We start from the raw sequence: 19,126 nt of genomic DNA on the forward strand, positions 1-19,126 counted from the left end.
AAAACACTTAATGTCATTCAAGGAGTTCATAATGTTACAGTCTTGTAAAAACTGGCAACATGCTGAAAGAATAAACATTTCCAGCAATGCGATTATTTTCTCGCGGCGTTCTTCAACCAATATGCCTGCTCGCCTTCAAGCCGCCCTCCCTGTTTCAGAGCCAACTTGGCGCCCAAAGCCGAAAAACTTCCTATAATATCCTCGTATCCTCTTTCAACATGCTCCACTCCGGTAATGGCCGTGCTTCCTTCCGCCATGAGTCCAGCGATGATCAGGGAAACCCCTGCGCGAACATCGGAAGCATGTACAAGAGCCCCTTGCAGCGTCTGTGTTCCGGAAATCCAGGCGCTCGGACCCTTGACTTCAATGTTGGCTCCCATCCGGTTCAATTGCTGGACATGATTAAACCGTTTGGGATAGACCCGCTCCGTGATGATGCTCTTCCCGTGCGCCCTGAGCAACACCGGAGTCAGCGGCTGCTGCAGATCCGTTGCAAAGCCCGGATACATTCCCGTCCTGACGCGAACAGCCTTCAGCCGGACATCGCCATGCGCCGTAATCTTCTGTTCATTGATTTCAATGCCGACGCCGATTTCTTCCATCTTGGAAAGGAATGAACCGAGATGATCCGGTATGGCTCCCTCGACCGTGACGGTCCCCCGGGTTGCCGCGGCCGACAGCAGAAAAGCGCCAGCAATCAAACGATCGGGAATGACGGAATACGTGCATCCTGAAAGCTCCTTCACGCCTTCCACTCGAATGGTGCTGGTACCCGCTCCCCGGATCCGCGCCCCCATTTGGTTGAGCATATTGGCTGTATCGACCACTTCGGGATCCGTTGCGGCATTGCGCAAAACCGTCGTTCCGGATGCTCTCGCCGAGGCCAGCAGCGCATTGATCGTCGCACCGGACGTAATTACATCGAAGAATATATCCGTTCCTACCAGCCGCTCCGCTTCGACGATATAGTATGTATCCTTTAACTCAATATTCGCACCTAGCGCTTTCAGTGCTTTAAAATGCTGATCTATGGGACGGGATACGAAATCGTCACCGCCCGGATAACCGATACGCACTTTTTTCTGCTTGGCCAAAAGCGCGCCGACAAAATAGTAAGAAGCGCGGAAAGCCGAGGTTTTGTCTATATCCAAATCGGAGGAAGCAATGGAGCCGGGATCGATGATCAAATCCCTTCCCTGCCTCGTCATGGAAACACCGATGTCTTGGAAAATCCCTTGGATCACTTTAATATCGAATAAATCTGGAATTCCTTGCAATCTCACGGGACCGTCGGCCATGCATGAGGCTGCCAGCAAAGCGAGTGAACTGTTTTTGGAACCGGGAACCTTCACGCTGCCGTTAAGTGCTCCTGAGGGCATGATTTCTATCCATTTCAACATTAACCCAAATACCCGCTTTCTTGTTTTTTCGTGCCGACTACGCGATTATTAAAATCCCTATTTCTTTATATACTCGAAGCATCCTGCAAGTCAATTCATTTTCCTCGTATTTTCTCTAATCATCATATTTATTCGCTTTTCGTCTGGTATATCCTGCAAAAAAAACAATTTTTTCGTGTTTATTCGTGTATTTTCATCTTTTTTCGTGTTTATTCGCCGGTTTGGCTTAAGCATTTAAGCTTTCCCACAGATAAAAGGTTAAATAACTGGACCAAGGCGATCACTCCAGCCCCGTCGAGAGTATGCGTTCCATTCGCCGAACCGCTTCAATGGCAACCCGGTCGTCCTCAGCTCCGGAAACGGCCATTTTCAATACAGGTTCTTCCACCGTCCCCACGGATTCCGTTTGAACGAGAACAATGCTTTCTCCGATCCTCAGCGTGCGGCTCAATCGATTCCCGTCCAGCCGATACAGTTCGTGACGAACTCCCTTCAGGCGTTTCGTAATTTTGTGGAAATCGTAAGGAGCCTTCGGTTGAACCCATCGTATCCGCACAATCGATTCATCCTTTCTGTCGGTCTGCATAAGGAACAAAAAATTGGCTTATCTTAATGTTGGAATCCATCAACCCAACAAGGAGTAACAATAAATGGCCAAGCCTGACAACCGGGAAGACAATGTGGAAAAGCTGCAGAGCATGGTGCAAAACACAATAGATAATTTGGAGGAAAGCGAGCGGTATTTGGATGAGGCATGCGGATGAAATTTCTGCGGAAGAAAAAAATCGACTTCAATCCCGAAAATTCACTTCGGCTTAATAACGATTCAAAGTGAATTCTTCGGGGACGCTTCAGCTTGCCATTTTCATCACCTGCCGGTGCCATGAAAATGCATGGGACGTCAAAATAAAAATGCAAACCGCAATGAAAGCATTCAAAGCATGAGAGAAGAAATCAAGGACGAGGCCCGCGCCCAGAAGGAACAATAACCCCGGGAAGAAGCAGAAGCAAAACACATGCCTTCTGCTTCTTTCATACCTGTTTATTCTGTTTTATTTTGTCTTTATTCCACTTAGCTTCATCTTTTATACCCTTTTTGCTATTTATTCTGCTTCGCTTTCTTACTTGGTACGGCATATGACCAGAAGTCGCGGGCCAGAAACGTATTCGGAAAAATCGATTTCGCTTCGTTCAACAGCTCTTCTTCCTCTTCCCCCTGGTACCTGGAACTGATATGGGTCATGATCAAGGTTTGGACCGCGGCCTTCTTGGCCGTCATCGCCGCGTCTTTTGCCGTGCTGTGATGATATTTGAATGCCAGGTCGTGCAATTTCGACGCAAACGTCGATTCATGCACAAGCACGTCGGCGTTCTCGGCAAGCTTCAGCGATGCTTCGCAAACACGGGTATCGCCTAGAATGGCAACGGTTCTTCCGGGAGTCGAAAGCCCAAGAAATTCACCTGCGGCCAGCTTGCGTCCATCCTCCAGATCGACATCGAGCCCCTGCTTCAGCTTTCCATACAGCGGACCCGAGGGGATCCCCAGGTTCCGCAGCTTTTCAATCAGCAGCCGTCCCGGTTTTTCCTTCTCCTTCACCCGGTACCCGTAGCTGTCCACACGGTGCTCCAAACGTGCCGTTTCGACCGAAAAATGATCATCCTCGAGCACGATGCCCTCTTCAATTTCAACGATTTCAAGCGGATAATTCAGGCGGGATTGACTGAGCTTCAGCGTGATTTCAATCCAATGCTTGATCCCTTTTGGGCCATAGATCGCCAATGGCGTTTCACCGCCATGATAAGAACGGCTCGCCAGCAAGCCCGGAATTCCGTATATGTGATCCCCATGCAGATGGGTAACGAACAGCTTTTCCAGCTTGCTCAGCCTTAAAGGGGAATGCATGATTCGATGCTGGGTGGCCTCCCCGCAGTCGAACAGCCAGAAACCGCCGCGTTCATCCACATAGCTTAACGCGATGGATGTGACATTCCTCTGTTTAGACGGCATTCCTGCTCCGGTTCCCAAAAAATACAGATCCATACCACATGTCTCCGTTTCCGTGTGTTTGGCATTAACCACTGTCCCCGATTGGCTATTGTAGTTCAAATGGAAAAAAACATTTCAAGCCCGCTTTTAGTATGCGTCCGATCAGGCTTTTTCGACGTTAAAGTACTGCGCCTGCGGATGTGCGAACACCATGGCGGAAACCGAAGCCTCCGGTTCCATCATGAATCCTTCGGTCAGCTGAACGCCGATATCCTCCGGCTTCATCAAATCGAACAGCAGCTCCTGATCCTCCAAGTTGGGACACGCCGGATATCCGAAAGAAACGCGAATTCCCTGATAGCGAGCGCCAAAGCGCTGCTTCATCGTCATTTCCGGCGGATCGGAAAAGCCCCATACATCGCGCATAATGTGATGCAGCCGCTCCGCGAACGCTTCCGCGGTCTCCAGCGCCGCAGCCTGAATCGCGTGGGATTTCAAATAATCGCCTTGATTTTTCAAAACCTCAGCTTTCTCGCGGATGCCCTGGCCTACGGTCACCACCAGAAACCCGACGTAATCCATTATTCCGCTGTCCACGGATTTCACATAATCCGCCAGACAAAGATACGGCTCGGATTGCTGCCGCGGGAAGGTAAATGTCTTGATCACCTTCGAAGCGTCATCGGGGTCATAGATCAGGATGCTGTCCCCCGAAGACTGCGCGGGGAAAAACCGATACATGCCGTTTGCCCGGATGATCCCTTCCTTGACCGCCTCTTCGAGGATGGCATCGACCGTCCGCTTTAATGCCTCCGCCTTCGGATCCTTGTCGGCCAGCAATTGCTCGACCGAGCCTTTCAAACCCATATGATGCCCAAGCAGCATCTGCATATTGATATACGGAAGGATATGGCCGACCGGATAATCCCTGAGAATATGGCGTTCCGTATCCGGCGGAATAAACACGGGAGCATCCTTGGAAACACCGGAGCGGATCGGCCGCGACTCGGACGGGGCCGATTTGAAAGCTTTGCCGGTATCCATGACGTCGGAATCCCTGCTTTTCCGCATTTCCTCAATCAGCTTCCTGCGCTGCTCGGGAACACTTAACTGATTCGCCAATTCCAAGCCGTTCATCGCGTCTTTCGCATACAGCACCAGCCCGTCATATTCTTGAGCTATGCGCGTTTTGGTGAATTTTCGGGTAAGTGCGGCGCCACCTACAAGAATCGGAACATCGATGCCGGCCGCCTTCAAATCCTGTGCCGTCACGACCATCTGCTGGGCCGATTTGACCAGCAGACCGGAGAGCCCGATGGCATCCGGCTTTTCCTTCCGGTATGCCTCGATCAGCTGCTCCGGCGGCACTTTGATGCCCAAATTGATGATTTGGTATCCGTTGTTGGACAGGATAATCTCCACCAGATTTTTGCCGATATCATGCACGTCGCCTTTTACGGTGGCCAGCAGGATTTTGCCTTTGACCGACGTTTCCGTTTTTTCCATATACGGCTCCAAGTAGGAAACTGCGGCTTTCATGGCTTCCGCGCTCTGCAGCACTTCGGCGACGATCAATTCATTGTTGTTGAACAGGCGGCCTACCTCATCCATGCCGGCCATCAAGGGACCGTTGATGATTTCCAAGGGCTTGGATTTCTGCAAAGCTTCGTCCAAATCGGCGTACAGCCCTTCTTTGGTGCCCTCCACAATATAGGAAGACAAACGCTCCTCCAGGCTCAGGCTGGAGATTTTCTCCGCTTTATCCTTTTTGCGTCCCCTGAAAAACGCGACGAATTCGGCCAGCGTTTGCTCGTTCGTGTCAAAGATCAGCGCTTCCGCCAGACGGCGTTCCTCCTCCGGAATGGACGCATAACGCTCCAGCTTCTCCGTGTTGACGATGGCATAATCCAGTCCGGCCTTGGTGCAGTGATACAGAAAAACGGCATTCAGCACCTCCCGGCCCACCTCGGGCAGTCCGAACGACACATTGCTGATGCCCAGAATCGTTTGGCATTCAGGCATCGCCTGCTTGATCAGACGGATTCCTTCGATCGTTTCCTTCGCCGATCCGATGTACTGCTCATCCCCGGTCCCGACCGGGAAGACCAGCGGATCAAAAATAATGTCGCCGGGATTCATGCCATACTTGTTCACCAGCAAATCGTAAGACCGCCGGGCGACCGCAAGCTTGTTTTCACGCGTGATGGCCTGCCCCTTCTCGTCGATCGTGCCGACGACGGCCGCCGCCCCGTACCGATGGATCAGCGGCATGATCACGCGAAACTTTTCTTCGCCGTCTTCCAGATTGATGGAGTTGATGATCACCTTGCCCTGGGAATATTTCAAGCCCAGCTCGATCACGTTCGGATCCGTGGAATCCAGCACGAGCGGAACCTTCACTTTCTTGACCACCTGCTGCAAAAACAGCTCCATATCTTCCATTTCGTTCCGGTCCGGATCCTGCAGACACACGTCTATGACGTGCGCGCCGCCTTTGACCTGAGCGCGGGCGACTTCAGCGGCTTCTTCATACTTGCCCTCGGCAATCAGCCGCTTGAACTTTCGCGAGCCCAGCACATTGGTCCGCTCTCCAACCATGAGCGGACGATTGTCCGGCTCGACGTAAACCGTCTCGATCCCCGATACGGCCGGCGGATGGCTGCCGTCCTGCAGGCGGGGTCGATAGCCCCGCAGCGTCTTGGCCAGCGCCCGGATATGATCGGGAGTCGTGCCGCAGCATCCGCCGGCGATGTTGAGCCAGCCCTGCTCCGCAAAGCCAGCGATTTTTTGGGCAAGCGATTCGGGGGATTCGTGGTAGTGGCCGTTTTCGTCAGGCAGTCCCGCGTTCGGATAGCAGCTGACCGCAGTATCCGAGATTTGGTCAAGCGTACGGATATGATCCCGCATAAATTCCGGCCTGGTCGCGCAGTTGAGTCCGACGGAAACGGGATGCAAATGCTCCAGGGAAATGTAAAAAGCTTCGATCGATTGTCCGGCCAATGTCGTTCCCATCGGTTCGATCGTTCCTGAAATCATCAGCGGAAGCGTCCTGCCCGTCTGTTCAAAGGCCCTTTGAATGGCAACACCGCCGGCCTTCACGTTGAGCGTATCCTGCGAGGTTTCCAGCAAAATCAGATCAACGCCGCCTTCGATCAAGGCAAGCGCTTGCTCGTAGTAGCTTTCCGCAAGCCGGTCGAACGTAATGCCGCCGGTGACCGAAAGCGTCTTGGTCGTCGGGCCCATGGCCCCCGCGACGTAGCGGGGCCACTTTGGAGTGGAGTATTTTTCCGCCGCTTTGACCGCCAGCTGCGCAGCCTTATAAGTAATCTCATATGCTTTGTCTTCGAGCTCATATTCCGCCAGAACTACATCGGCTGAGCCGAACGTATTGGTTTCAATAATATCCGCACCGGCTTCAAGGTAAGCCTCGTGGATGCGGCTGATCACATCCGGCCGGGTCAATACCAGCATTTCGTTGCAGCCCTCATAGGACTCGCCGCCGAAATCCTCGGCTGTCAATTCAGCCTGCTGGATCATCGTGCCCATCGCACCGTCAAGGATCAATATTTTTTGGCTCATTTGTTCCTTCAAGCTCGGCTTCACCATGAATCGTTTCCCTCCATGTATCTCTAATCCTTCCCTCATGATTCCGTGGGATCTTTTTCTCTTTTTTGCATTTAAATTATAGTCTACCAAATTTATCGGATTTTCGAAAGCTGCAGCAAACGAATTTTCAAGATTGACGTCCCATGCCATTTCATGGCACCCTCTGGTTGAGAATGGGAAGCTGAAGCGTGAATTTTCAAGATGGACATCGACTTTACTTGGCTGATGCACTATAATACGAATAATTGAAATGAATTTGCGAGGGAGGAACCTCTGTGGCGAAAATCAAAATCAGAAACACCAATGAAACGATAACGGGCGTGGAGCAGGTCAAAGCATTTTTGAACAGTCAGAACATATTGTACGAGCACTGGGATATCGGAAAATTGCCGGATTCGCTCCGTGAAAATTTCGCCTTGAACGAAGCGGATACCCGCCAACTGCTTGCCGTTTATGACGAGGAAATTCGCGATCTCGCAAAGCGCCGCGGTTATTTGATCTGGGATGTGATCGCCCTTTCCGATGCCACCCCGAACCTGGAGGAATTGCTGAAAAAGTTCGAGCAGGTGCATACGCATACGGAAGACGAAGTCCGTGCCATTACGGCGGGAAACGGAATTTTCATCATTAAGGGAAGCGGAGATATGGGGTATATAGATGTTGAAGTCACGGCCGGCGACGTTATTTCCGTACCCGAAAACACTCCCCACTTTTTCACCTTGATGGAGGATCGCAAAATCGTTGCGATTCGCCTGTTTATCGAGAAGGAGGGTTGGATAGCCCATCCTTTCAGCGATCCGGAATTCGCCTGAGAGTTAAAAAGAACCCGATCTTTTTCGATAAGGATCGGGTTCTACGTAATATTCACCGGCTGTGCTCGAGAATGTCGAACAAGGACTGCAAATTGCGAATTTCATGAACGGGACGAATTTCCGTCCGGTTTTCGCTGCCTCTGCGATTCACCCAGGCATTGGGCATACCAATTCTCGAAGAACCGAGAATATCCGTATTCAGCTTGTCTCCCACCATAATGCCTTCCTCGGGCCGGATCCCGAGCAATCTGACCGCATATTCAAAAATCGACGCGGCCGGTTTTCCTTCGCCGAAATTTCCGGATATCACGATATGCTCAAAATATGGCGCCAATTCCGGCACGCCGTTGATCTTCTCCTGCTGCAAATCGGGCGCCCCGTTTGTTAACATCAGCAGTTGATACCCTTCATCCTTCAGGCGGTTCAGTACGGGAAACGTCTCGTCATAGACGAGCGGCCGTTTGCGCCTTTCAGCCGGAAAGATTTCACCCAGACTGTAACCGAGCTCAGGATCATCAACACCGACAGCCTTTAAGCCGCGCGTCCATGCTTCCTTTCGATAGACCGGCGCCAGACGCTCCAGCTTCCTGAAATTTTCATCGGCTCCTTCAGTAAAATGCCCCCAAAGCGCCTCAAACGCATTAATGCCGATCATTTTCGCAAACGGAAAAACATCATAAGTTTCATATAACGCTATCGCTCCGCGGCGGACCGCCTGTTCCAGTTCAAACGGATCGATTCCGGCCATCTTTTGCGCTTCCCTGCAGGTGGCCTGAAATGCTTCTTCAACGCTTTTATCATCCCACAGCAAAGTATCGTCCAAATCAAACAGTACAGCCTTGATCGTCATTTCTGAGCCTTCCTTCATCTATTTGGTTTGATGGATTACGGGAATAGAATGATTTTTTGCGAATTCTTGCAGTTTCTCCGAAAGCATCCCGATATCATATAATTGAATCAGTCGGGAGAATACCCACCGCGTTTTGCCATCCTTCGCTGAAATGATAACATAGCCCTTTTGAATGACGATCTGGTCAATATCATCTGCACCAAGCGATTTAAAGCCGCTGAATCTGCGGGTGCTTAAGTTTTTGCGATCTATCTCAAGAAAAGGCCTTCTGAAGACAAAAAGAGCGGCAAGAAGCAAATAGCTGATCGCGGTTACCCAATACATCGACGTATTGGACGTGGAAATAAAAGTAAGCATGTAGTATATTGCAACCAGCACAAGCAATATCGGACCGACCCAATTTCTGCCTCTAATCTTGCTGCTTTCCGCTTCGGAAATAGGAGTTCGTCCGAACTTGGCTCGCTGTTTGTTTAATTTTTCGGTGTTTTTTTGCACCATGCGTTCCCATTTGCGGGACATTGCCATCCTCCTTACTGCTGATTGTCTACGAATCGAATCGAGTCCAACTGATGCTTTAATGAAGCTTTAAACTTTTCGATATATATCGTCCTCAACCGGTTCTGTTCCAACGTTTCTTCTTTCGTCAAACCTACGGATTTTTTCTTTCTCGACAATTCATTGATTCTGACTATGGTTTGTTCCCAATTCATCTTCTTTTCCCCCCACAATACTTTGACATGCCGACCGTTGATTGTCAAGCTTGAATCCAATAAAAAGAAATAGAAAAAAATACGATTCAATCGCAAATCCAATAGGGTCTCTGAGAGGATCAAAGACGGTATGTGACGATATGCAAAAAGAACCTGTCGTGACAGGTTCTTGACGAATTCGAATACCCGGATTAACCGTTCATCATACTTTCATCTTAGGAAATCCGCTTCAGTCCGGAAGAACAATCTTCTGTCCCTCCATAATATAACCGTTCTTAATTCCGTTTAATTTTTTCATTGCCTCAATATATGAACGCAAATCCGTTCCATCCTGAGCGTGAGACCTCGCAATTGACCACAGCGAATCACCCTGCTTGGCAAATACGACGGCTGGCTCGTGGACGTTCGTCAAGGATGTGTCCAGCGAATTGCCGGAAGCGTAAGCATCAACCATCATACCGAATAAAAAACTGGACAATATGATAAAAACGAACAAAACCATGAAGTGAAAAGACTTCGAGCGGCTTCTTGCCGCCCCCATTCCGGCCCCTGCCGGTGAATTTCGGTATTTCCCTCTGGTTCTATATTTCAATGAAGATTCGTTAGCAAATAAAGATGCGTTGTCACTCAATGCGGAATAATAAGTCATTCTCAATCCCCCAAACATTTGTTCTCCATACAACAAATTTAACACGAACAATTGTTTGTGTCAACGTTTTTTTCGAACTTATGTTTGTACGAACGGCTATTCTGTGTTATACTACCAAAAACAGTAAATTTAGAAATTGGAGTGATCCGAATGTCCAAAATTTCAAGCCGCCAACAAGCGATTTTGGAATTTATCAAACAGGAGGTCAGGGACAAAGGCTATCCTCCCTCCGTACGGGAAATTGGAGAAGCGGTCGGACTGGCATCAAGCTCTACAGTTCACGGCCATCTGGAAAGATTGGAGAAGAAGGGTCTGATCCGCAGGGATCCTACCAAGCCGAGAGCCATTGAAATCTTGAACGGAGACGATGACTCCGCAATGTTTCCGCTGTCGGTGGCCAGGGTGCCCCTGATCGGGAAGGTTACGGCTGGAATGCCGATCACCGCTACCGAGAATATCGAGGACTATTTTCCGCTGCCCGAGCATTTCGTCAGAGACGAAAACGTATTCATGCTTTCCGTAGTCGGAGACAGCATGATCGAGGCGGGAATCCACAACGGGGATTTCGTGATCGTCAGGCAGCAGCAAACAGCGAACAATGGAGATATTGTCGTCGCCATGACGGAGGAAGATGAGGCAACCGTAAAGAGATTTTACAAGGAAAAGGATCACATCCGCCTGCAGCCGGAAAACTCTTCAATGAAGCCGATTTACCTCAATTCAGTGACGATTCTCGGCAAAGTCATCGGTTTATTCAGAGAAATGTAATCACCGGTTTTAGTTGCATAGTTATTTCCGCTATTTTTGCCGGGCATACGCGAAGGGCTGGAGTCGGTACTCCAGCCCTCTGCTTTTCGCTATGATCTTGCTGATCTATACCTCCGCTCGATGCGCGTCACCCCGACAGATCCGGACCGATCAATACAGCGTCAAGTACTGGTCGCGTTCCCACGAGTGAACCTGCGTGCGGTACATATCCCACTCAATTTCTTTCAGCTCGACGAAATGGGCGAGCGCATGGTCGCCGAGCGCTTCGCAAATTACATCATCCTGCAGCAGCTCAGTCAATGCCTCTCTCAGATTCATCGGGAGACTGGGGATGCCGTAATCCAAACGTTCCTCATCACTCATCACATAAATGTTGCGGTCTGTGGGCGATGGCAGACCCAGCTTGTTCTCGATTCCATCCAGGCCCGCTCTCAGCATGACAGCCAGCGCCAGATACGGATTTGCGGCGGGGTCCGGATTGCGCACTTCAATTCGGGTGCTCAAGCCGCGGGAAGCGGGAATACGCACCATCGGCGAACGGTTGCTCGCCGACCAAGCCACATAGCAAGGGGCTTCATATCCCGGAACGAGACGCTTATAGGAGTTAACGGTAGGATTGGTGATGGCTGCGAAGCTGCGGGCATGCTTGAGAATACCCGCCATGTAGTGACGGGCGTCGTCGCTCAAGCCCAGCTTATCCTTATCCTCGAAAAAGGCATTTTCGTTATTCTTGAACAAGGATTGATGGCAGTGCATCCCGGATCCGTTCACGCCAAACAGCGGCTTCGGCATAAATGTCGCGTGCAGGCCGTGCTTTCTGGCTACCGTCTTGACAACCAGCTTGAAGGTTTGAATCTGGTCGGCGGCATGAAGCGCATTGGCATATTTAAAATCGATCTCATGCTGTCCGGGCGCCACCTCGTGGTGAGAAGCCTCAATTTCGAAGCCCATCTCCTCCAGCGTCAGTACGATATCGCGGCGGCAGTTTTCACCCAAATCGGTCGGAGCCAGATCGAAATATCCGCCCTGGTCGTTAAGCTCCAGTGTCGGATTGCCCTTTTCATCTGTTTTGAACAGGAAAAATTCAGGCTCGGGCCCGACATTCATTGCCGTATAACCCATGCTCTCCATATAGGCCAGATTACGTTTTAGAATGCCGCGGGGATCTCCGGCAAACGGAGTTCCGTCAGGCATATACACGTCGCAGATCAGGCGGGCGACACGATCTTCCGTAACCCAAGGGAAAATGACCCATGTCTCCAGATCGGGATACAGGTACATATCGGATTCTTCAATCCGCACATACCCCTCGATGGACGAACCGTCAAACATCATTTTGTTGTCCAGCGCTTTTTCCAGCTGGCTGACCGGAATTTCCACATTCTTGATCGAGCCTAGAAGATCGGTAAATTGCAACCTGATGAATCTTACATTTTCTTCTTTGGCGATGCGTAAAATGTCTTCTTTGCTATAAGTCACAAAATCTCCTCCTAAAAAATGGTTCATTTCACATCTTGAGACGTCCCATGCCATTTTCATCGCACCGGCAGATGATGAAAATGGCGCGCGATAAGTCCCTGAATAATTCACATTGAATGGCTTTTAAAGCGGAAGTGAATTTTCAGGATAGGTTATTGCCTGAGATTATTGAAAAAAGCGGGACAATTCCCCCTGAATGAGAGACACCTGGCCCGGACGCCTTTCCGTCAGCTGCTGCTTGAGCATCCTGTGCAGTTGGGCATCCGACAGCTCCCGCCTTTTAGCCTGAGTTTGTTCCGTGATGACTGTAGCTTCTTCGGAATCGCGGTTAACCGGTTTCAGCATTTGCTTGATTCCGGCAATATTGACGCCCTTTTCGATGAGGGCCTTGATTTCCAACAGCCTTTCAACATCGTTAAAAGAGAACAACCGCTGATTCCCATCGGTCCTCGCGGGAATGACCAATTCATGCTGCTCGTAATAGCGGATCTGCCTTGCGGTAAGATCCGTAAGCTTCATTACGATTCCGATCGGAAAAAGAGCCATGTTTCTGCGGATTTCATTGCTCATCTCCATCATCACCCTTCAAAATAACATCATTAAGTATATTGTATTGTTTATCCGGAAACTTGTCAAGGAATGTAAGGTTTAATTACAGTTTACAGCAGCCCTTTTCCCAGCATGGAGCTGATCGCATGCAGGACGCCGAGTTTGGCATGGGAATACGTTAGACCCCCTTGAAGATACGCAATATAGGGTTGGCGAATAGGGGCATCCGCAGAAAGCTCAAGGCTGCCTCCCTGAATGAAGGTTCCCGCTGCCATGATGACGGGATGTTCATATCCGGGCATGTCCCAAGGCTCCGGAACAACATGCGCGTCGATCGCCGAAGCCTGCTGGATCGACTGGACAAAAGCAATCAGATGATCCTGATTCGCGAATTGAATCGCCTGAATCAAATCCGATCGCGGCGCATCCCATCGGGGCTGCGTCGCAAAACCAAACTCCTCGAACATGCCCGCAGCGAAAACGCTCCCTTTGAGCGCTTGTCCGACAATATGAGGCGCCAAAAAAAGCCCTTGATAAAATGCTCGAGTCGTTCCCAGCATCGCTCCGACCTCACCGCCGATACCCGGGGCGGTTAATCGGTTTGCAGCCAGCTCCACATACTTTCTTCTGCCGACAATGTAGCCGCCGGAGGGAGCAAGGCCGCCTCCGGGATTTTTGATCAACGAGCCGGCCAGCAAATCAGCCCCTGCTTCAGTCGGTTCGCGGGACTCCGTGAACTCTCCGTAGCAGTTATCGACGAAAACGATGAGCTCGGAGCGGATTTCCTTGATGCGCCGGACCATTTCAGCAATATCTTCGACTGAGAACGAAGCTCTCCACTCATAACCCCTGGAACGTTGGATGCCGATCAGGCGGGTATTTTCCTTGATTGCTCCGCGAACCCGCTCCCAATCGACGGTTCCGTCCGGCAGAAGCTCAACGTGGTCATAACAGATCCCCCAATCGCTCAAGGACCCGGTTCCGTCCCGGTCTTTTCCGATCACCTTGTGCAGGGTGTCATAGGGCTTGCCGGTAATGAACAGAAAATGGTCGCCCGGCCTCAGCACTCCGAACAGCGCGGCGGCAATCGTGTGCGTTCCGGAAACAAAATGCGGCCTGACAATGCCCGATTCCGCTTTGAATATATCGGCATAAACCGTGTCGAGCACTTCACGCCCGCGATCGTTATAGCCGTATCCGGTGGAGGAAGCGAAATGATAATCGCTTACCCGATGCTTCCGGAAAACGTCAAGGACCTTCCACTGGTTGAAATCGATCAACCTGTCTATTTCCTTCAGCCTTCCTTCGATACGCGTTTCAACCCGGTCGGCAAGACTGAGCAAATCCTCTGAAAAATACATGTTCAATGACTCCTTTTATTCGTACACTGCTTTTGTTTGTGCATTCGTTTTTTGTCGGATTACTTTTGTTCGTAGGCCGCCAATTGATGGGACAATTTTCCGTAATCCCCGGCATTGACGCTGACGGTCAACAGCAGATCCTCTCCATCTGCGGATTGCTCCGTCACATTCCCTATTCTGTAGACCAGGGAAATGATTTCCCCTTGGCCGGCCGGGATGCGGAACCGTTTGCGGTCCCCCAGCAGGCTCTTGTCAATCGCTTCCGCCACCCTATTCAGATCCGTTTCGGAATAAGCGGAAATTACAAGACCGCCGCTGCCGGAAGAAAGCATGTCCAATTGTTCCGGCGGGCACAGGTCCGCTTTGTTGAAAAGCATGAGACGATCTTTCCCCTGCGCTCCAAGCTCGTCCAAAACCTGTTCAACGACCTCGATTTGTTCATTGTACATTTCCGTTGAACAATCTACGACATGGACGATGAGATCGGCTTCGCCAACCTCCTCCAAAGTGGCGCGGAATGCCGCAACGAGCTCATGCGGGAGATTGCGGATGAAGCCGACCGTGTCCGTCAAAACAATTTCCTGTCCGCTCGGCAGCCTGAACGTTCTTGACAGCGGGTCCAGCGTGGCGAATAACTGATTTTCCACATAAACTTCCGTTTTTGTCAATTGCCTCAGCAGCGTCGACTTTCCCGCATTCGTGTATCCGACAAGGGCAACCTGATACACGCCTGATTTTTTTCGTCTTTCCCTCTGCAGCTTGCGATGGCGCTTCACTTCCCGGAGGTACTCCTTCAAATCCCCGATCCGTTTGCGGATATGCCGGCGGTCCGTCTCCAGCTTTGTTTCCCCGGGACCGCGGGTGCCGATGCCACCGCCCAGTCTGGACAGATTTTTCCCCTGCCCGGACAGTCGGTGCAGAAGATAGCTGAGCTGGGCAAGCTCCACCTGCAGGATGCCTTCGCGGGTTTTGGCGCGCTGCGCAAAAATATCGAGGATCAGCGACGTCCGATCGATTATTTTGACGTCCAGCGCTTCCTCCAAATTTCTCACTTGGGTGCCCGTAAGCTCCTGATCGAAAATGACCGTACCGGCTTCCAGTTGAATGGCTCTTTGCTTGACTTCATCCGCTTTTCCCTTTCCGATAAACCATTTGGGATCCGGGGTTTCCCTTTTCTGCACAAAGGTATCCACCACCTCGACGCCTGCCGTTTCCGCCAAATTCACCAATTCGGATAACGAGTATTCCTCCATTCGGGAATCGGACTGGCGATCTAATGCGAGGCTGACCAAGACCGCTCTTTCCTTGTCCTGCCGCATGGTCTCGTACGTTTGTTTATGCATGCTTTTCCTCTTCTCTATCTAATGTCCGATAACGCTGGAATCCTTTATCCATTATCCCCCATATTTATATTTTATCAAATTGCAAATCCTCCGGTCGAATCGTCATCAGCTCTTGTTTTGACGGGCTTCTCATATGCTGTCTGACCAAGCGGACGGCCTGATACCGGATGGACTTCTCAATCAGATTGCGAATATACCTGGCGTTGCTGAAGCCTTCCCATTCCTGCGCTTTGACCTGTGCCAGCTGAATGCGGAATTTTTCCGCGCTTAAAGGCGCAAACAAATACTCCCGCTCCTGCAGCATCAGGTTCGCAATTTGCATCAGCTGTTCGACCGTATAATCGGGAAAGTCGACCTGGATCGGAAACCTCGACGGAAGTCCGGGATTCATGGACAAAAAATAATCCATCTCCTCCGAATAACCGGCCAGAATCAGCACAAAATCCTCCCGGTGATCCTCCATCGCTTTGACCATGCAGTCAATCGCTTCTTTTCCGAAATCCTTCTCGCCTCCGCGAGCCAGACTGTAGGCTTCGTCAACAAACATGATGCCGCCCATCGCCTTTTTGATCAAATCCCTCGTTTTGATAGCGGTGTGTCCGATATATTCCCCGACCAGATCGGCCCGTTCGACCTCAAGCAGGTGTCCTTTTTTCAAAACGCCCATCGTTTTGAACAATTTGCCCAAAATCCTGGCCACTGTCGTCTTTCCCGTACCGGGATTGCCCTTGAACACCATATGATAAACCTGCGGTTTGGTAAGCAGCCCCTCCAATTTGCGAAATTGCTCCACCTGGAGGAGAGCATAGATTTCATAGACCAATTCCTTGACATGCTCCAAGCCTACCATTCTATCCAGCTCCGACAAAATATCGGCAAACTCTTTTTCCAACGGAAACGAATTGGACGATAAGGGAAATTCCCGATTCTTGGACGGTGCTTCCTGATCCTGATTTCTCAGCACAACGCTGATCCGTCTGGAATTTTGTCGAAAATCTATGGATTCTGTCATGGCCCCGCCGCTCATGTCTGTCACCCCATTTCTCAAGGTGTTAGCAGTATACGCAGGAGCCCAGAAAAAGTTGCAGAATCTTTATTTAGAACCCCGCCGCACAGAAATATAACAAAATTTCATAGTTAGAATCGGTTGAGGGAGTTATACTGAAATCAATATATCTTTTTTTGAAAAATGGAGTGGTAGCGTCAATGAGCATCCTAATTACCGGGGGAGCGGGATATATCGGTTCGCACACCGTTGCCGCCCTGCTGGAAAATAACGAAGAGGTCGTCGTGATCGACAATTTGCAGCAGGGACATAAGGACGCCTTGCTTGGCGGCCGACTGCTCGTCGGAGACATCCGCGATACAGGGTTCATGGAACAAGTCTTCAAAAACAATGAGATCGAAGGCGTCATCCATTTTGCGGCCCATTCGCTTGTCGGCGAAAGCATGAGCGACCCCGCCAAATATTACCACAACAATGTATACGGCACCCTGTGCCTACTTGAAGCCATGAACCGGTTCGGCGTGAACAAAATTGTCTTTTCCTCGACCGCCGCCGCTTATGGGGAACCGGAGCACATACCGATTCTTGAACAGGATCGAACCGCGCCGACCAATACATATGGCGAAACGAAGCTGGCGATGGAAAAAATGATGAAATGGTTCGATCACGCGCACGGCATCAAATACGCCGCGCTTCGTTATTTCAACGCTGCAGGAGCGCACGAAAACGGCCGGATCGGGGAAGACCACCGCCCGGAAACCCATCTGATTCCGCTGATTTTGCAGGTCCCGCTCGGAAAGCGGGAGCATATCTCGATTTTTGGAGACGATTACCCTACACAGGATGGCACCTGCATCAGGGATTATTTGCATGTTTCGGACCTGGCGGAGGCTCATGTACTGGCGCTCGATAAACTGCGCAACGGCGGCGAAAGCTGTGTTTATAACTTGGGGAACGGAAAAGGCTACTCCGTCCTTGAAGTGATCGAAGCGGCCAGAAACGTCACGGGACACCGCATCCCTTCAGTCGCCGTTGAACGAAGGCCCGGCGATCCGGCCGTGCTTGTGGCTTCCTCGGAAAAAATCAAAACGGAACTCAATTGGAAACCGAAGCGCTGGCAGCTGGAAACGATCATTCAAGATGCCTGGAACTGGCACCGCAAATATCCGGACGGGTATAAGGAATAGAGGCGTATCCCCCTATTCGACGGCGCCGAACTCGGACAACGGCCAAATGCGGAATACGACCTTGCCCTCGATGCTCTTCAGATCAATGGGCCCGAGTGTTCGACTGTCCATGCTGGCCTCCCGGTTATCCCCCATTACGAATACTTTATGGTCGGGCACCCGGAAAGGAACCTGCATCCCGTTATTTAACGTCCTTCCCTTGACGAAGGATTCCTGCACTTTGTGCCCGTTCAAAAACACCGAGCCGTCGCGGATATCGATAAGATCCCCGGAAACGCCGATAATTCTTTTGACCAATCGTTTGTCGCTTTCCTTTCCGTTAATGATCACGATATCACCCTTGCGGGGCTCGGAAAACCAATACAGAAATTTGTTCTCGATCAACCTTTGCCCCTGCATAAGGGTATTCTGCATTGAATTCATCCGCACCTCGGTCTGGGCAAACGCGTATTTCTGAAATAGCAGGGCAATGATGACGGCTGCGGCAATCGATACGGCCCATTCCCTGAATTCTTTTCGGATTCGATACCGGTCCTGCTGCTTTTCCAAAAATCGGATACCTCCTGGTGACAGTTAGATAGCTGTGACGATCATCGGTTCATTGCGGGTAATGATGACGGTGTGTTCCTGCTGGGCCACATAGCTTTCATCGGGCACCCGGAGCGTCCATCCGTCAGGCTGCTCCAACACATATTCCGCGCCGGTCGTCAAGAACGGCTCCACGGTAATCACTTGCCCTTCCTGCAAAAGCGTTTCCTCATTCGGGTTATATACATGCAAAATCTGAAAAGGCTCTTCGTGCAGCGATCTTCCGACTCCGTGGCTGCAAAGATTTTTGATAACCCCGTATCCTGCTCCGCCGGCTTCCGTCTCAATGATTTGGCCGATCAGATTCAGCTTTACGCCATGCTTCAGCTGTGAAATAACCTTCATCATGGTCTGATGGGTAAACCGGCAGAGCTTGACGATCTGCGGGTTATAGGGAGGAATTTGAAAAGAATGGCCGGCATCGGCAAAATAGCCGTTCAGTTCCGCCGATACATCGATATTCAGCACATCCCCTTTGCGGATTTTGCGGTTTCCCGGCACACCGTGCGCAGCCTCATGATTCAGACTGATGCAGGTTGCCCCCGGAAAATTGTACATTTTTTGCGGGGCGGACGATGCGCCGTGCTTGTTCAGCACCCTTTCCCCGATTTCATCTAGTTCTTGAGTGGTCATTCCCGGTCTTGCACGCTCTTTCATTTCTTTGATCGTCAAGGCGACAACTCTGCCGATCTTCTTCAATCCTTCAATGTCTTTGGGCGAATCAACGATCATATGCTTGCTCCCTCCTTCCTGATCCCGGATCACGACGCTTTCCCTGCGCCGTCATTGCACATACTCCTCTAAAGTGCGTGTTCAAAAAGTTGGGTCGCT

General features: G+C 50.7%; 18 protein-coding genes and 1 pseudogene. 4 read left to right on the forward strand and 15 right to left on the reverse strand.

The features are described 5' to 3' along the window. Positions 1–92 precede the first annotated feature (92 nt). The gene (murA, locus tag VF724_RS13735) at positions 93–1,400 is read right to left on the reverse strand and encodes a UDP-N-acetylglucosamine 1-carboxyvinyltransferase (RefSeq protein ID WP_371754827.1); all 1,308 of its coding nucleotides are present in this window, start codon (positions 1,398–1,400) and stop codon (positions 93–95) included. A gap of 280 nt (positions 1,401–1,680) precedes the next feature. After that, entirely contained in the window at positions 1,681–1,956 is a 276-nt protein-coding gene (locus VF724_RS13740; protein WP_371754828.1) for a hypothetical protein, read from the reverse strand. Between the two features lie 142 nt (positions 1,957–2,098). Here VF724_RS13740 and VF724_RS13745 point away from each other — a divergent pair. Further along, positions 2,099–2,389 (forward strand): annotated as a pseudogene (locus tag VF724_RS13745) (hypothetical protein). A 110-nt stretch (positions 2,390–2,499) separates the two neighbouring features. On the opposite strand, the gene rnz reads toward VF724_RS13745, so the two are convergent. Both rnz and metH read right to left on the reverse strand, forming a co-directional pair. Beyond that, positions 2,500–3,441, reverse strand: coding sequence for a ribonuclease Z (rnz, locus tag VF724_RS13750; protein WP_371754829.1), 942 nt, complete (start codon positions 3,439–3,441; stop codon positions 2,500–2,502). 108 nt (positions 3,442–3,549) lie between these two features. After that, the gene (gene metH / locus VF724_RS13755) at positions 3,550–6,993 is read right to left on the reverse strand and encodes a methionine synthase (protein WP_371754830.1); all 3,444 of its coding nucleotides are present in this window, start codon (positions 6,991–6,993) and stop codon (positions 3,550–3,552) included. Between the two features lie 275 nt (positions 6,994–7,268). Here metH and mtnD point away from each other — a divergent pair, with 275 nt between their 5' ends. Beyond that, the gene (gene mtnD / locus VF724_RS13760) at positions 7,269–7,805 is read left to right on the forward strand and encodes an acireductone dioxygenase (RefSeq protein WP_371754831.1); all 537 of its coding nucleotides are present in this window, start codon (positions 7,269–7,271) and stop codon (positions 7,803–7,805) included. A gap of 52 nt (positions 7,806–7,857) precedes the next feature. Here the strand turns inward: mtnD and VF724_RS13765 are convergent, their stop codons facing one another. The 4 genes from VF724_RS13765 to VF724_RS13780 all read right to left on the reverse strand — a co-directional run bounded on the left by VF724_RS13765 (position 7,858) and on the right by VF724_RS13780 (position 10,014). Then, positions 7,858–8,655 (reverse strand): HAD family hydrolase, encoded by a 798-nt coding sequence (locus VF724_RS13765; RefSeq protein ID WP_371754832.1) that lies wholly within the window; start codon positions 8,653–8,655, stop codon positions 7,858–7,860. Positions 8,656–8,673: 18 nt separating this feature from the next. After that, positions 8,674–9,174 (reverse strand): hypothetical protein, encoded by a 501-nt coding sequence (locus tag VF724_RS13770; RefSeq protein ID WP_371754833.1) that lies wholly within the window; start codon positions 9,172–9,174, stop codon positions 8,674–8,676. 11 nt (positions 9,175–9,185) lie between these two features. Then, complete coding sequence (locus tag VF724_RS13775; protein ID WP_371754834.1) at positions 9,186–9,365, reverse strand: DUF896 domain-containing protein; 180 nt, start codon at positions 9,363–9,365, stop codon at positions 9,186–9,188. A 229-nt stretch (positions 9,366–9,594) separates the two neighbouring features. Beyond that, positions 9,595–10,014, reverse strand: coding sequence for a LysM peptidoglycan-binding domain-containing protein (locus VF724_RS13780; RefSeq protein ID WP_371754835.1), 420 nt, complete (start codon positions 10,012–10,014; stop codon positions 9,595–9,597). Between the two features lie 150 nt (positions 10,015–10,164). Here VF724_RS13780 and lexA point away from each other — a divergent pair, with 150 nt between their 5' ends. Then, positions 10,165–10,782, forward strand: coding sequence for a transcriptional repressor LexA (lexA, locus tag VF724_RS13785; RefSeq protein WP_371754836.1), 618 nt, complete (start codon positions 10,165–10,167; stop codon positions 10,780–10,782). 150 nt (positions 10,783–10,932) lie between these two features. On the opposite strand, the gene glnA is transcribed toward lexA, so the two are convergent. From glnA to VF724_RS13810, 5 genes are all read right to left on the reverse strand, one after another. After that, the gene (gene glnA / locus VF724_RS13790; protein WP_371754837.1) at positions 10,933–12,261 is read right to left on the reverse strand and encodes a type I glutamate--ammonia ligase; all 1,329 of its coding nucleotides are present in this window, start codon (positions 12,259–12,261) and stop codon (positions 10,933–10,935) included. Positions 12,262–12,426: 165 nt separating this feature from the next. Further along, complete coding sequence (locus VF724_RS13795) at positions 12,427–12,831, reverse strand: MerR family transcriptional regulator (RefSeq protein WP_371754838.1); 405 nt, start codon at positions 12,829–12,831, stop codon at positions 12,427–12,429. A gap of 89 nt (positions 12,832–12,920) precedes the next feature. Beyond that, positions 12,921–14,171, reverse strand: coding sequence for a methionine gamma-lyase family protein (locus VF724_RS13800; RefSeq protein ID WP_371754839.1), 1,251 nt, complete (start codon positions 14,169–14,171; stop codon positions 12,921–12,923). A 59-nt stretch (positions 14,172–14,230) separates the two neighbouring features. Beyond that, positions 14,231–15,514, reverse strand: coding sequence for a GTPase HflX (gene hflX / locus VF724_RS13805; protein ID WP_371754840.1), 1,284 nt, complete (start codon positions 15,512–15,514; stop codon positions 14,231–14,233). Positions 15,515–15,578: 64 nt separating this feature from the next. Further along, complete coding sequence (locus VF724_RS13810) at positions 15,579–16,541, reverse strand: AAA family ATPase (protein ID WP_371754841.1); 963 nt, start codon at positions 16,539–16,541, stop codon at positions 15,579–15,581. A 179-nt stretch (positions 16,542–16,720) separates the two neighbouring features. On the opposite strand from VF724_RS13810, the gene galE reads away from it, so the two are divergent. Next, on the forward strand, positions 16,721–17,707 hold the full coding sequence (gene galE / locus VF724_RS13815) for a UDP-glucose 4-epimerase GalE (RefSeq protein WP_371754842.1): 987 nt from the start codon (positions 16,721–16,723) through the stop codon (positions 17,705–17,707). A gap of 12 nt (positions 17,708–17,719) precedes the next feature. Here the strand turns inward: galE and lepB are convergent, their stop codons facing one another. Together lepB and map are read right to left on the reverse strand one after the other, a co-directional pair. After that, positions 17,720–18,256, reverse strand: a complete 537-nt coding sequence (gene lepB, locus VF724_RS13820) for a signal peptidase I (RefSeq protein WP_371754843.1) — start codon at positions 18,254–18,256, stop codon at positions 17,720–17,722. Between the two features lie 24 nt (positions 18,257–18,280). After that, positions 18,281–19,027, reverse strand: coding sequence for a type I methionyl aminopeptidase (map, locus tag VF724_RS13825; protein WP_371754844.1), 747 nt, complete (start codon positions 19,025–19,027; stop codon positions 18,281–18,283). Positions 19,028–19,126 lie beyond the last annotated feature (99 nt).

The sequence above is a fragment of the Ferviditalea candida genome (genome assembly GCF_035282765.1).
Lineage (GTDB): Bacteria > Bacillota > Bacilli > Paenibacillales > KCTC-25726 > Ferviditalea > Ferviditalea candida.